Genomic DNA, 12,766 nt, shown 5'->3' on the forward strand with positions numbered 1-12,766 from the left:
GGGCCCTTGCCTGGGCCCGTCTATACTTGCCCACCCATCCCTTGCAAGGAGCCCCACCATGACCCTGGAACAACGCGGCAGCTGCCTGTGTGGCGAAACCCACCTGCGCGTCACGGTCGACAACACCCATATCAGCGCCTGCCATTGCAGCATGTGCCGCAAGTGGACCGGCGGCCCGATGCTGGTGGTGCATTGCAGCCAGCCGCCGCTGATCGAAGGGCGAGCGCCCAGTGTCTACGATTCGTCCGACTGGGCCCAGCGCGGTTTTTGCAGCCGGTGCGGCACGCACCTCTACTACCGGCTCAAGGCCAACGACTTCTATGCGGTGCCGGTGGGCTTGCTCGACAGCGACGAGGCCTGGGCGTTCGACCTGCAGATCTTCGTCGAGCAGAAACCGGCCTGGTACTGCTTTGCCAACCAGACCAAGGAGCTGACCGGGCAGCAGGCCTTCGAGCAGCTGGGTTGAGCTTTGCGGCTTGCCAAAGCCGGGCATTCCTGCGAAAAGGGCGGCCTTGAATTTCAGCGTTGGAGCATGCCTGTGAGCAGCGAACTGCAGATTACCGACCTCGTCGAAGGCGACGGCAAGGCCGCCGTCAAAGGCGCCTTGATCACCACCCAGTACACCGGCTGGCTGGCCGACGGCAGCGAGTTCGATTCGTCCTGGTCGCGGGGCAAGCCTTTTCAGTGCGTGATCGGCACGGGGCGCGTGATCAAGGGCTGGGACCAGGGCCTGATGGGCATGCGCGTCGGCGGCAAGCGCAAGCTGCAGGTGCCGGCGCACCTGGGGTATGGCGAGCGCAGCGTGGGCGCGATTCCGCCGAACTCGGACCTGACGTTCGAGATCGAGTTGCTGGAGGTGTTGACGCGGGATGATTGAGGGGCGCATGGCTTGAGGCTTACGTTGGTCTCACAATCGAGCGCCGCCCGCGCGGCGCATCGCGGATAAATCCGCTCCCACATTTGTTGCAACGTGCCACGGTCTGTCAGGCCATGGTTGTCCGCCTTTGGCGCCCGCCGAGAAATCGCGTCGTACAAAAAGGCTGACAACCATGGCCTATCAGGCATAGGCACGTTGCAACAAATGTGGGAGCGGATTTATCCGCGATGCGCCGCGTGGGCGGCGCTGGATCTCAAGGGCGATACAAAACGCCCGACGAGCTTAATAATCCAGCAACACAATTCCCCTACGGTAACCCTTGCCTAGGGAACGGCATCCACCCTCATGGAGGAACCAAACGGGTCGAGGGCACTCTGAGCCCTACTCGTTGCCAAGGACGGCATTCACTACAAGGATGCCCCAGGCTTGTCCGAGCCAGGGCGATGTGGCGGGTTTACCCGATACCTACTGCCACAAGAGCCCGTCTTCATGAAGTTGCCATCCTTTCTCCGACGTCGTCGCCAGCTGCTGCTGAGCCTGGCCCTGGTCGCCGTGGCCGTGCCCCTGGCACTGGAGGCGGTCGAAAGCCGGGCGCAGCCGGTCGACGGTACCCAGACCCTGGTGTTTCTGCGCCATGGCGAAAAACCCGAAGAAGGGCTGGGGCAGCTGAACTGCCAGGGCCTCAACCGCGCGCTGGACCTGGCCACGCTGTTGCCGGAGCGCTTTGGCAAGGCCGACTACGTGTTCGCCGCCAACCCCTCGCGGCACGTCGAGGAGGGCAGCCACGACCAGAGCTACAGCTACATCCGCCCGTTGATGACCATCACCCCCAGCGCCGTTCGCCTGGGCCTGCCGGTGAACATCGACTTCGGCGCCAACGATACCGAAGACCTCGCCGACGAACTGCTCAGCGAAAAATACCGCAACGCCACCGTCTATACGGCCTGGTCCCACGGCTACCTGCCGGAGCTGATCAACACCGTGGCCGGCAAGGCCCTGGGCGAGGAGCGGGTGATCACCGAGGACTGGAGCGGTGACGATTTCGACACCCTCTACGTGCTGACCCTGACCTGGCACGACGGCAAGGCCAGCCTGCTCAGCCGCAACGTGCGCCAGGGCCTCAATAACGGCCCCCATAGCTGCCCGACCTGATCGGCTGTTACTGTCTGGGCGAGCAAGCCGGGACAGGGATGCAGCATGACGCAACGGATAACGGTAATTGGCGCTGGAGTCATCGGCCTGGCCACAGCTTATGCGCTGGTGCGCGAGGGCCATTCGGTCGACCTGATCGATGCGCGCGACAGCGTGGCGTCGGCCACCAGCTTTGCCAATGGCGGGCAGCTGTCGTACCGCTATGTGGCGCCCTTGGCGGATGCGGGGGTGCCTTGGCAGGCGCTGGGCTGGCTGCTGCAGGGCGACTCGCCGCTGCGGCTGCGGCTGCGCCTGGACCCGGCGCAGTGGCGATGGCTGCTGGCCTTCATGCTGGCATGCCGCAAAAGCGTCAATCGCCGTAACGGCGCCCGATTGCTGGAGCTGGCACTGCACAGCCAGGCCGTGCTGGCGCGCTGGCGCGAGGAAGACGGCCTGGCGGACTTCGCCTGGCGGCGCAACGGCAAGCTGGTTGCGTTTCGCAGCGAGCGCGCCTTTGCCCATGGGCGTGAGCAAGTGCTCGACCCGGCCTGCCAGCACGTGCTCACGGCTGGCGAACTCAAGGCATTGGAGCCGGCGCTGGCCCAGGCGCCTTTCATCGGTGGCGTGTTCACCGCCAATGAAGAAGTCGCCGACTGCCATCGCTTCTGCGAGCGCCTGGCCGAGCGCCTGCGTGCGTCCGGGCAGTGCCAGCTGCTGCTCGGCAAGCCGGTCACGCGGCTGCTCAGCCACCATGAACAGGTGGTGGCGCTGCAGGTGGGGCAGGAGCAGCTCGAGGTGCAGCGCCTGGTGCTGTGCGCCGGGCACCTCAGTGCCGGGCTGGCGTTGCCGGGCTTGAAGGTGCCGGTCTACCCGCTCAAGGGTTACAGCCTGACTGCGCCGATCGGCCCTGGGCACCTCGCGCCGCAGGTCAGCGTTACCGACTATGAGCGCAAGGTCGTCTATGCGCGGCTCGACCAGCAGCTGCGGGTGGCGGCGATGGTCGACATCGTCGGCTTCGATGACGCGGTGGATGTGCGCAGGTTGCAGAGCATGCGCCGCTTGGCGGGGCAGACGCTGCCCGCGGCGGCAGATTACGGGCAGGCGGTGGAGTGGGCCGGGATGCGGCCGGCGACGCCGACCGGGGTGCCGCTGATTGGGGCGACGGCCTATCGCAACCTCTGGCTGAACCTGGGGCATGGGGCCTTGGGGTTCACCCTGGCCTGTGGCAGTGGGGAGCGGTTGGCCAGGATGATGGGCTGAGGTTCCCGGCCCTATCGCCGGCAAGCCGGCTCCCACAGGTCAGGGGCTAGCCTCAACCCCTGTGGGAGCCGGCTTGCCGGCGATAGGGCCAGATGAGACCTCAGCGCCCGAAGCGCATCGGCCAGCCCACCACCTTCTTCACCCGCGGCGTGGCATAGGTGCGCACCTTGGAAGTGCTCAAGCCCATGCGCACCAGCGACTCGGCGATGGTCACCGCCGCGCTCACGCCATCCACCACCGGCACCCCGGTGCGCTGGCGGATCTGCTCATCCAGCCCGGCCATGCCGCCGCAGCCCAGGCAGATCACCTCCGCCTTGTCCTCGCGCACGGCCCGCTCGGCCTGCTCGACGATGGCTTGCACCGCCCGCTGCGGGTCGGCTTCAAGCTCCAGCACGGCCAGCCCGCTGGCCCGCACCGAGGCGCAGCGCTCGTACAAGCCGGACAGTTTCAGGCGGTCCTCGATCAACGGCACGGTGCGGTCCAGGGTGGTCACCACCGAATAGGCGTGGCCCAGGTACATGGCCGTGCTGGCGGCGGCATCGGTGATGTCCACCACCGGCACGTTCAACAGCTCCTGCAGGCCCTCCCGGCCATGCTCGCCGTAGCCGGCCTGGATCACGGCATCGTAGGGGCCCTCGTAGGCCAGCACCCGGTCCATTACGGCGATGGCCGCCAGGTAGCTTTCGAAATTGCCTTCCACCGACTCGGCACCGAACCATGGGGTCAGGCCGACGATTTCGGTGCCCGGTGAAGCCACGCTGCGGGCCTGCTCGGCAATGGCCTCGGTGATGGCTTCGGTGGTGTTGACGTTGGCGATCAGAATGCGCATGGGCAGTCCTCCCTGGTCAGTGGCTGCTGTGGTCGACGGCGATGCATTCGCCGCTGACGTCGTGGTAGTGGCGGTTGCGCGGGGCGATCAGCAGGTACAGCGCGGCGGCGATGCCGGCACCGATCAGCCAGGAAAACGGCGCAATGGCATGGAAGTTGGGCACCAGGGCCAGGACGATGGCCAGCAGCGCGGCGGGCAGGAAGGCGGCCACGGCGCGCAGGTTGATGCCCTTGCTGTAGTGGTAGGCGCCGGCCGGGTGCTCGCTGTACAGCTCCGGCACGTTGATGCAGCCTTTTCGCAGCAGCCAGTAGTCGGCCATGATCACCCCGTACAGCGGCCCGAGCAGGGCACCCAGGCCGGACAGGAAGTACACGATCACCAGCGGGCTGTTGTACAGGTTCCACGGCAGGATCAGCACGGCCAGGGTGGCGCTGATCAGCCCGGCACGGCGGAAGTTGAGGTGGCGTGGCGCCAGGTTGCTGAGCACGAAGGCCGGGGCGACGAAGTTGGCCATGATGTTCACCGCCACGGTGACGATCAGGAAGGCCATGCAGCCCAGGACCAGAAACGCAGTGTTGGGAATGCTGGCGACGATCTGCGTCGGGCTGTCGATGATCTGGCCGTTGATCTGGAACTGCGCACCGCACAGCACCACGGTGATCATGGCGAACACCAGGATGTTCACCGGCAGGCCCCAGAAGTTGCCGACGCGGATGGTCTTGCGGCACGGCGAGGAGCGGGCGAAGTCGCAGAAGTTGAGCACCAGGGTGCCGTAGATCGCCAGCCACAGGGCGCCGCCGGCAAAGATGTTGCGCCACATCTCGTAGCCGCTCAGCGGCTCGGCCACCGACCAGGCGATGCGCGCATCGGCCTTGAAGTACATGAACAGCGCAAGGCTGGCCACGGTCAGCAGGATCACAGGGCCCGCGAAGGCCTCGTAGCGGCGCACCATCTCCATGCCGTAGGCGAGGATCACCAGCTGCACCAGCCAGATCGCCACGAAGCACACCCAGCCCAGGCTCGACAGGCCCAGCAGGCTGTTGTGGTCGTAGCTGGCCAGTTGCGGCCACACGGCCGTGAGCAGCACGCGCAGCACCACCGAGGCCAGGTAGGTCTGGATGCCGAACCAGGCGATGGCGATCACCGCGCGGATCAGCGCCGGGATCTGCGCGCCGTGGATGCCGAAGGCGATGCGGCTGATCACCGGGAAGGGCACGCCAGTCTTCTGGCCCATGTAGCCGGAGAGGTTCATGAAGAAGTACACCAGCGCCGCACCGATCGCCAGCGACAGGAGGATTTGCCAGCCGCCCAGGCCCAGGGCGAACAAGCCCATGGCGAAGGAGTAGTTGGCGATGTTGTGCACATCGTTGGTCCACAGCGCGAAGATGCTGTAGCGCCCCCAGCGCCGGCCTTCCATGCGGGTCGGGGCGAGGTCGCGGTTGTGCAGGCGCGGGCTCAGTTCAAGTAACGGAAGTTCGCCGGCAAGGGTGGAAGAAGCGTGGGTGCTGGCGACGGATAGTTCAGGGGCAAGGTCGAGGCTGGTACTCATTCCGGCGGGCTCCTGATGCACGTGGACTGCGATGAGCGGGCATGCGCACGGGCTCGCCATCTCGTCGGTGCAGCGTTGGCATCACTGGGTTCTGGACGCGGCGGCTGGTGATTGGGCCAGCGTCGCGGGTTCTTGTGTATTTATGTTTTGTCGAACTTGTATACAAAACACGAACACACAAAAGCGAGTTCCATGCCAGGCGAGAAAGAGGCTTTTAGTGGCCATCATTTCGAATCTATCTGACTGATAGATAAGTGAATGAAATAGCGAAACTATAAGTTGACCAAATGAACAGGTTTAAATTTTTAGTGGGTGTGTTAGTTGATCGAATGGTCAAATTTTATTAAACGGAATGTGTAACGCTTTGGGGCGTTACTTGGGAAAGTGCACACAAAAATGGCACTTAAGGTGACATTCTTGTGTACAAAAAATAGTCAGCTTTTCTTGCGCAGGCCTGTCGCCGGCAGCCAGCCTCACTCCATCGGCGGCAAGCGCCGTTTCACCGGCGACTTCTTGATGATCGCGGTATTGGTCTCGGCCAGCACATTGATCCGGTCCAGCAGCGTGTCGAGTTGCTCCATCGAGCGCACGTGCAGCCGGGCAATGAAGCAGTCCTCGCCGGTCACCTTGTCGCACTCGGTGAACTGGGGGATGGCGATGATCTGCCGTTCCACCTCCTGCAGCTGCCCCGGCAGCGGGCGGATACGCACGATGGCCTGCAGCTGGTAGCCAAAGCTGCGCGGGTCGACATCGACCGTGTAGCCACGCAGCACGCCGCGCTCTTCCAGGCGCCGCAGCCGCTCGCTGACGCTGGGTGCGGACAGCCCGCTGATCTGCGCCAACGCCTTGAGCGAGCGGCGGGAGTCTTCCATCAGTGCATTGATCAGCAGTTGGTCGATGGCATCGGTCATGGGCGCCTCGTCAGGTGATAGTGCGAATTTGCCTTGATAGTAAAGGTGAACCGGCAAAACTGCCTTGGTTATCCGCTGGAAGGCCGGTGACGGGCCTCTGCATACTAGGCCCATCGTCAATGGGAGACATGCGATGGACAGTTCATTGCGCCGCGGTTCGTTGGAAATGGTCGCCGCCATGCTGATTTCCGGCACCATCGGCTGGTTCGTGCTGGTGTCCGGCCAGCCGGTGCTGGAGGTGGTGTTCTGGCGCTGCGTGTTCGGCGCTGGCACCTTGCTGGTGATCTGCGCGGCACTGGGCTTTCTCAAGCCGGGCGTGATCAGCGGCACCGCCGTGTTGCTGGCGATTGCCAGCGGCGTGGCCATCGTCGGCAACTGGGTGTTGCTGTTCGCCTCCTACTCGCGGGCGTCCATCGCCATCGGCACGGCGGTGTACAACGTGCAGCCGTTCATGCTGGTGGGGCTGGCGGCGCTGTTTCTTGGCGAGAAGATCACCCTGGCCAAGGTCACCTGGCTGAGCGTGGCCTTTCTCGGCATGCTGGCGATCGTCAGCGCCCATGGCGCCGGGCAGGCGAGTGGCGAGGAGTACCTGCTGGGCATTGCCCTGGCCTTGGGCGCGGCATTTCTGTATGCCATCGCTGCCTTGGTCATCAAACGCCTCAAAGGCACGCCCCCGCACCTGATCGCGCTGATCCAGGTGAGCACCGGCGCGCTGCTGCTGGCGCCCTGGGTCACGCTCGGCGGCCTGCCTGGCGAGCCCTCGGCACTGGCCAGCCTGGTGACCCTGGGCATGGTCCACACGGGGCTGATGTACGTGTTGCTGTACAGCGCCATCCAGCGCCTGCCCACGGCGTTGACCGGCGCGTTGTCGTTCATCTACCCAATCGCGGCGATCCTGGTCGACTGGGTGGCGTTCGGGCACCGCCTGGCGCCGTTGCAGTGGTTGGGCGTGGGCTTGATCCTGCTGGCGGCGGCGGGCATGCAGCAGGGTTGGTGGTTGCGTTCGGCGCAGGTGCCGGCCAAAGGGTAGAATGCCCCCTTTCACTTGCTTGCGACCTGCCATGACTTCGCCGATCCAGACCCTCGAACAGCACCTGCTCACTGCCCTCGACCCCGCCCCGCAAGAAACCCGCCGCCTGTTCCATGGCCGCGGGCGCTGCTGGCCGGGGCTGGAGCAGATCACCGTCGACTGGCTGCAGGGCGTGCTTTCGCTGGCGCTGTTCCGTGAACCGCCAGAGGGCCAGCTGGCAGCGCTCGAGGCCATGCTCGCGCGCATTGCCGAGCATCCGCACTGGGCTGGCCAGGCCATGCTGATCCAGCACCGCTACTTGCCCGACAGCCCGGGGCAGTGGGTGTGGGGCCAGCCGTGCCAGCAGCGTGAGGTCATCGAGGATGGCCTGCGTTACCTGCTGGACCTGGGCGTGCGGCAGAACACTGGCCTGTTCCTCGACATGCGCTACGGGCGCCGCTGGGTACGCAAGCAGGCGCCAGGCAAGCGCGTGCTCAACCTGTTCGCCTATACCTGCGGTTTTTCCGTGGCGGCGATTGCCGGCGGCGCCGAGCAGGTGGTCAACCTCGACATGGCCAAGGCTGCGCTGTCGCGAGGCCGCGACAACCACCGGCTCAATGGCCACGATGCGTCGCGGGTGGCGTATCTGGGGCATGAGCTGTTCAAGTCGTGGGGCAAGGTGCGCAAGTACGGGCCCTATGACTTGATCATCATCGATCCGCCGACCTTCCAGAAGGGCAGCTTCGTGCTCACCCAGGATTACGCGAAGATCCTGCGGCGCCTGCCGGAGTTGCTCAGCGAGGGAGGCACGGTGCTGGCGTGTGTGAACGACCCGGGGATCGGGCCGGAGTTTCTGATCGAGGGCATGGCCGAGCAGGCGCCTTCGCTGGCTTTTGTAGAGCGGCTGGAGAACCCGCCGGAGTTTCCCGATGCGGACCCGGCGGGGGGGTTGAAGGCCTTGGTATTCAGGCAGGTATAGGTTGCCTGTGGCGGCCCCATCGCCGGCAAGCCGGCTCCCACAGGGGGGGGCTGCGATGGCCTGTGGGGGAGCCGGCTTGCCGGCGATAGGGCCGGAACTGACACCGTCAAGCTGAAACGCTTCGCACCGGCAACGGGTACACCTGGGCAAAGCTCACATGCTCGGTCTGGTCCACGCGCTTCTTCAGCCGCTCGTTGAATGCCCGGCTCACCGCATACTGCCCCCCGGAAATGGTGCGGAACTGCGCCGTGAGCACGAACCCGTTCAAGTCCATGCGGTCGACCCCGAACACCTGCAGCGGCCCCTGCAGGTTGATGCGCAGCAGCGGGTCGTCGCTGATCGACTGCCCCACCTCGTGGATCAGCGCCAGCGACTCATCCACGTCACTGTCATAGGTGAACTGCACCGAGAAGAACGCGTAGGCGAACTGTCGTGACTGGTTGGTGACCGCCTTGATCTGGCCGAACGGCACCGAATGCACGAAGCCCTTGCCATCGCGCAGGCGCAGGGTGCGGATGGTCAGGCTCTCGACGGTGCCGGCGTGGCCGGAGTCGAGCACCACCCAGTCGCCGATCGAGATGGTGTCCTCGATCAGGATGAACAGCCCGGTGATCACGTCCTGCACCAGCTGCTGCGAGCCAAAGCCGATGGCCAGGCCGATCACCCCGGCACCGGCCAGCAGCGGCGCGACGTTGATGCCCAGGTTGGCCATGGTGGTGATGGTGCAGATCACCACCAGTACCACCTTGATGGCGTTGCGCAGCATCGGCAGGATGGTCCGCACCCGGGTGCTGGGCTGGCGTGCCGCGCGGCGGCCGGCGGGCGGCTTCAGGGCTTCCTGGATGGCGGTGTCGAGTACCACCCAGAGCAGCCAGGTCACCAGCAGGATCAGGCCGATGCTCGACAGCGAGTTGCTGATCGCCTGGCCCAGGCTGTTGCTCAGGGCGAAGTCGATCACCGAAAAGCCCCAGATGCGCCCCAGCAGTTCGATGAAGGCCACCGCCATGGCAATGCGCAGCAGCGCATGGGCCAGGCTGCGCAGCAGCTCCTTGTACGGCCGCACCCGTTGCCCGGCATCGGCATCGCCCGGGGCCAGCAGGTGTTGCAGCAGGGTGCTGAGAAACACCGTGCTGACCAGCAGCACCGTGGTCAGCAGCGCGTTCTGCAGGGCCTTGTGGCTTTCTGCGCCGGCGCCGACCAGGTGGATGGCCGACACCAGGATCATCAGCAAGATCGGCAGGTACCACACCAGCGAAAAGATCCGCAGGGTTTCCTGCACGGCGCGGTGTTGCTGGCGGTCCTTGAAGGCGCGGTTGCGGATCAGCTGTGCGACCGGGCGGCGCAGGCGGATCACCAGGCTTGCGAAGATGAAGGTGGCGATCAGGCCGGTGGCCACGGCGATGCTGGCGGTGATGTTGCCGCCCAGCTGGCGAGCGATCTGCGGGCTGGTCAGCGCATCGCTCCAGGCGGCGAGAAAGCCGATCAGGAACAGCGGGCGCGGTGCCAGGCGCTTGATCACGGCCACCGCGGCGCGCTTGTGGCCGGCATCGAACAAGGTGACCAGGCACAGGATGATCGAGGTGGAGAACAGGCCGCTGCTGGTGGCATAGGCCAGGCTCAGGCCCAGGGCGCGGGCCACCGAAGGGTCGAGGAAGCGGCTGGCATACAGGGTCAGCGGCAGGCTGGCCAGGGCCGGCAGGGTGTAGGGCAGCAGGTAGCCGAGCAGGCTGCTGGCACGCTTGCGGGCGCGCAGCCACGGGGTGCCCGCCGCACGCCTGGCGACCCAGCGGCCAAGTGTGGTCAGCAGGGCGAAACAGGCGGCCCAGGCCAGGGTCAGGAGCATGAAGTCGCCGGCCAGCTGCAGTGAATCGCCAGCCGAATGGCGGTCCACCAGGCGTTCCATTTCCTTGGCGGCGCGGTCGGTGCGCAGGCGCCAGGCATCGACCAGGTGGGCGTCGAGGTCGAGCTCCTGGGCGGCGCTGTCCAGGCCGTCGGCCAGGGCGCCGAGCAGGCCGCCTTGCAGGACCGCTTCCGGTTCGGCGGGTTGTTCTTCGGCGGGGGCGGGGTCTGCGGCGAGCAGGTGGGTGCTCAGCAAGCAGCCGAGCAGCAGGGTGGCGAGGTAGCGCAGCACTGGAGTACTCCTTGGGCCGGGGTGAGCGGGGCAGGGTTACTCAAGGAACTGATTGGTGTGGGCGCAAGAAAGTTCGATGGGGTGTGTATTTGCCGAATCGCCGCAGCGCTAATTGTAGGAGCGGCCTTGTGTCGCGAAAGGGGCGCGCAGCGCCCCCCCCATGACCGATCACTGGTTGGTATAGATCTGGTCGAACACGCCACCGTCATTGAAGTGGGTCTTCTGCACGGTACGCCAGTCGCCGAAGGTCTTCTCCACCGAGAGGAAGTCCACCTTCGGGAAGCGGTCGGTGTACTTGGCCAGCACCGTCGCATCGCGCGGGCGCAGGTAGTTCTGCGCGGCAATTTCCTGGGCCGCCGGCGACCACAGGTACTTCAGGTATTCCTCGGCCACGGCTTGGGTGCCTTTCTTGGCCACCACCTTGTCGACCACGCTCACCGGCGGCTCGGCTTCGGCCGACACGCTTGGGTAGACCACTTCGAACTGGTCGCGGCCAAACTCGCGGGCGATCATTTCGGCTTCGTTCTCGAAGGTCACCAGCACATCGCCGATCTGGTTGGTCATGAAGGTGGTGGTGGCGGCGCGGCCACCGGTGTCGAGCACCGGCGCCTGCTTGAACAGCTTGCCGACGAACTCGCGGGCCTTGGTCTCGTCGCCGCCCTGCTTGAGCACGTAACCCCAGGCCGACAGGTAGGTGTAGCGGCCGTTACCGGAAGTCTTGGGGTTGGGCACGATCACCTGCACGCCGTCCTTGAGCAGGTCCGGCCAGTCTTTCAGTGCCTTGGGGTTGCCCTTGCGCACGATGAACACGGTGGCCGAGGTGAACGGCGCGCTGTTGTTCGGCAGGCGCGTCACCCAGTTGTCCGGCACCAGCTTGCCGTTGTCGGCCAGGGCATTGATGTCGGTGGCCATGTTCATGGTGATGACATCGGCCGGCAGGCCATCGATCACCGCCCGCGCCTGCTTGCTCGAACCGCCGAAGGACATCTGCACATTGACCTTCTCGTTGTGCTCGGCTTCCCAGTGTTTCTGGAACGCTGGGTTGTAGTCCTTGTAGAAATCGCGCATCACGTCGTAGGACACGTTGAGCAGCGTCGGGGCGGCCTGGGCGATGTTGCCCAAGGCCAGGCCGGCAGCCAGCAGCGAGGCGGTGAAGAGCTTTTTCACGAAGCATTCCTTGTTCTGGTTCAAAGGTTTGGCAAATTGCCAGCGACTATAGCGTTTCGTTCGCGGGCGATTAAAGACCAAATGGATCTTTGCTTATTCGGTTTTCGGGAACAGCGAATTGCCACAGCGCGAGCAGAATGCCGCGCCGTGTTCGTGGGTCTTCTTGCGGCACGTCGGGCAGTCATGTTGCAGCTGTTCCCCGCGCATGGCGTTGGCCAGCTCTGCGGTGAAGATGCCGGTGGGCACGGCGATGATCGAGTAACCGGTAATCATCACCAGCGACGACAGTACCTGCCCCAGCGGCGTCTTCGGCACGATGTCGCCGAAGCCCACGGTGGTCAGGGTGACGATGGCCCAGTAGATGCCCTTGGGAATGCTGGTGAAGCCATGCTCCGGCCCTTCGATCACGTACATCAAGGTGCCGAACACGGTGACCAGGGTCGAGACGCTGACCAAGAACACGATGATCTTCTGCTTGCTGCCGCGCAGCGCCTCCATCAGGTAGTGCGCCTGCTTGAGGTAGGGGCCGAGCTTGAGCACACGGAAGATCCGCAGCATGCGGATCACCCGGATCATCAGCAGGTACTGGGCGTCGCTGTAATACAGCGCGATGATCCCCGGCACGATCGCCAGCAGGTCGACCAGGCCGTAGAAGCTGAAGGCGTAGCGCAAGGGTTTGGGCGAGCAGTACAGGCGGGCCAGGTACTCGACCAGGAAGATCGCGGTAAAGCCCCATTCGATACCGGCCAGCAGGCCGGCATAACCGCGGTGCACTTCGTCGATGCTGTCGAGGATCACCGTGACCAGGCTGGCGAGGATGATCAGCAAAAGGATCTTGTCGAAGCGCCTTCCAGCCACGGTGTCGGTCTGGAAGACGATGACGTAGAGCCGCTCGCGCAGGCTCGCAGGGTTGTTCATGGGCT

At 65.0% G+C, this 12,766-nt stretch carries 12 protein-coding genes; 6 read left to right on the forward strand and 6 right to left on the reverse strand.

The window, feature by feature from the left end; all coding sequences use genetic code 11:
- The first annotated feature begins 58 nt into the window (after positions 1-58).
- The 4 genes from ACIPG5_RS18035 to ACIPG5_RS18050 all read left to right on the forward strand — a co-directional run bounded on the left by ACIPG5_RS18035 (position 59) and on the right by ACIPG5_RS18050 (position 3,268).
- Positions 59-466 carry a GFA family protein gene (locus ACIPG5_RS18035; RefSeq protein WP_176517190.1) on the forward strand — a complete coding sequence of 136 codons (408 nt, stop codon included), beginning with the start codon at positions 59-61 and terminating at the stop codon, positions 464-466.
- Between the two features lie 72 nt (positions 467-538).
- Positions 539-877 carry an FKBP-type peptidyl-prolyl cis-trans isomerase gene (locus ACIPG5_RS18040; protein ID WP_012315472.1) on the forward strand — a complete coding sequence of 113 codons (339 nt, stop codon included), beginning with the start codon at positions 539-541 and terminating at the stop codon, positions 875-877.
- 489 nt (positions 878-1,366) lie between these two features.
- Positions 1,367-2,029 carry a histidine phosphatase family protein gene (locus ACIPG5_RS18045; protein WP_401376822.1) on the forward strand — a complete coding sequence of 221 codons (663 nt, stop codon included), beginning with the start codon at positions 1,367-1,369 and terminating at the stop codon, positions 2,027-2,029.
- Positions 2,030-2,074: 45 nt separating this feature from the next.
- Complete coding sequence (locus ACIPG5_RS18050) at positions 2,075-3,268, forward strand: D-amino acid dehydrogenase (protein WP_401376825.1); 1,194 nt, start codon at positions 2,075-2,077, stop codon at positions 3,266-3,268.
- Positions 3,269-3,368: 100 nt separating this feature from the next.
- On the opposite strand, the gene ACIPG5_RS18055 is transcribed toward ACIPG5_RS18050, so the two are convergent.
- The 3 genes from ACIPG5_RS18055 to ACIPG5_RS18065 all read right to left on the reverse strand — a co-directional run bounded on the left by ACIPG5_RS18055 (position 3,369) and on the right by ACIPG5_RS18065 (position 6,557).
- Entirely contained in the window at positions 3,369-4,097 is a 729-nt protein-coding gene (locus tag ACIPG5_RS18055; RefSeq protein WP_236237157.1) for an aspartate/glutamate racemase family protein, read from the reverse strand.
- A gap of 16 nt (positions 4,098-4,113) precedes the next feature.
- Positions 4,114-5,646, reverse strand: coding sequence for an NCS1 family nucleobase:cation symporter-1 (locus ACIPG5_RS18060; RefSeq protein ID WP_176517180.1), 1,533 nt, complete (start codon positions 5,644-5,646; stop codon positions 4,114-4,116).
- A gap of 473 nt (positions 5,647-6,119) precedes the next feature.
- The gene (locus ACIPG5_RS18065; protein ID WP_176517178.1) at positions 6,120-6,557 is read right to left on the reverse strand and encodes an Lrp/AsnC family transcriptional regulator; all 438 of its coding nucleotides are present in this window, start codon (positions 6,555-6,557) and stop codon (positions 6,120-6,122) included.
- A 133-nt stretch (positions 6,558-6,690) separates the two neighbouring features.
- Between ACIPG5_RS18065 and ACIPG5_RS18070 the strand changes: the two genes are divergently transcribed.
- Together ACIPG5_RS18070 and ACIPG5_RS18075 are read left to right on the forward strand one after the other, a co-directional pair.
- On the forward strand, positions 6,691-7,587 hold the full coding sequence (locus ACIPG5_RS18070; protein WP_176517176.1) for a DMT family transporter: 897 nt from the start codon (positions 6,691-6,693) through the stop codon (positions 7,585-7,587).
- A 1-nt stretch (position 7,588) separates the two neighbouring features.
- Positions 7,589-8,545: a class I SAM-dependent methyltransferase gene (locus ACIPG5_RS18075; RefSeq protein ID WP_401376830.1), complete on the forward strand. Its 957-nt coding sequence runs from the start codon at positions 7,589-7,591 to the stop codon at positions 8,543-8,545.
- Positions 8,546-8,651: 106 nt separating this feature from the next.
- Here the strand turns inward: ACIPG5_RS18075 and ACIPG5_RS18080 are convergent, their stop codons facing one another.
- The 3 genes from ACIPG5_RS18080 to ACIPG5_RS18090 all read right to left on the reverse strand — a co-directional run bounded on the left by ACIPG5_RS18080 (position 8,652) and on the right by ACIPG5_RS18090 (position 12,761).
- Complete coding sequence (locus tag ACIPG5_RS18080; protein WP_401376832.1) at positions 8,652-10,676, reverse strand: mechanosensitive ion channel family protein; 2,025 nt, start codon at positions 10,674-10,676, stop codon at positions 8,652-8,654.
- A 168-nt stretch (positions 10,677-10,844) separates the two neighbouring features.
- Positions 10,845-11,843, reverse strand: a complete 999-nt coding sequence (locus ACIPG5_RS18085; protein ID WP_176517168.1) for a sulfate ABC transporter substrate-binding protein — start codon at positions 11,841-11,843, stop codon at positions 10,845-10,847.
- A 93-nt stretch (positions 11,844-11,936) separates the two neighbouring features.
- A complete protein-coding gene (locus tag ACIPG5_RS18090; protein WP_401376835.1) occupies positions 11,937-12,761 on the reverse strand; it encodes an ion transporter in 825 nt (274 codons plus the stop codon).
- Positions 12,762-12,766 lie beyond the last annotated feature (5 nt).

Source organism: Pseudomonas sp. NPDC087029, assembly GCF_044745345.1.
In the GTDB taxonomy this organism is placed as follows: Bacteria; Pseudomonadota; Gammaproteobacteria; order Pseudomonadales; family Pseudomonadaceae; genus Aquipseudomonas; species Aquipseudomonas faucium.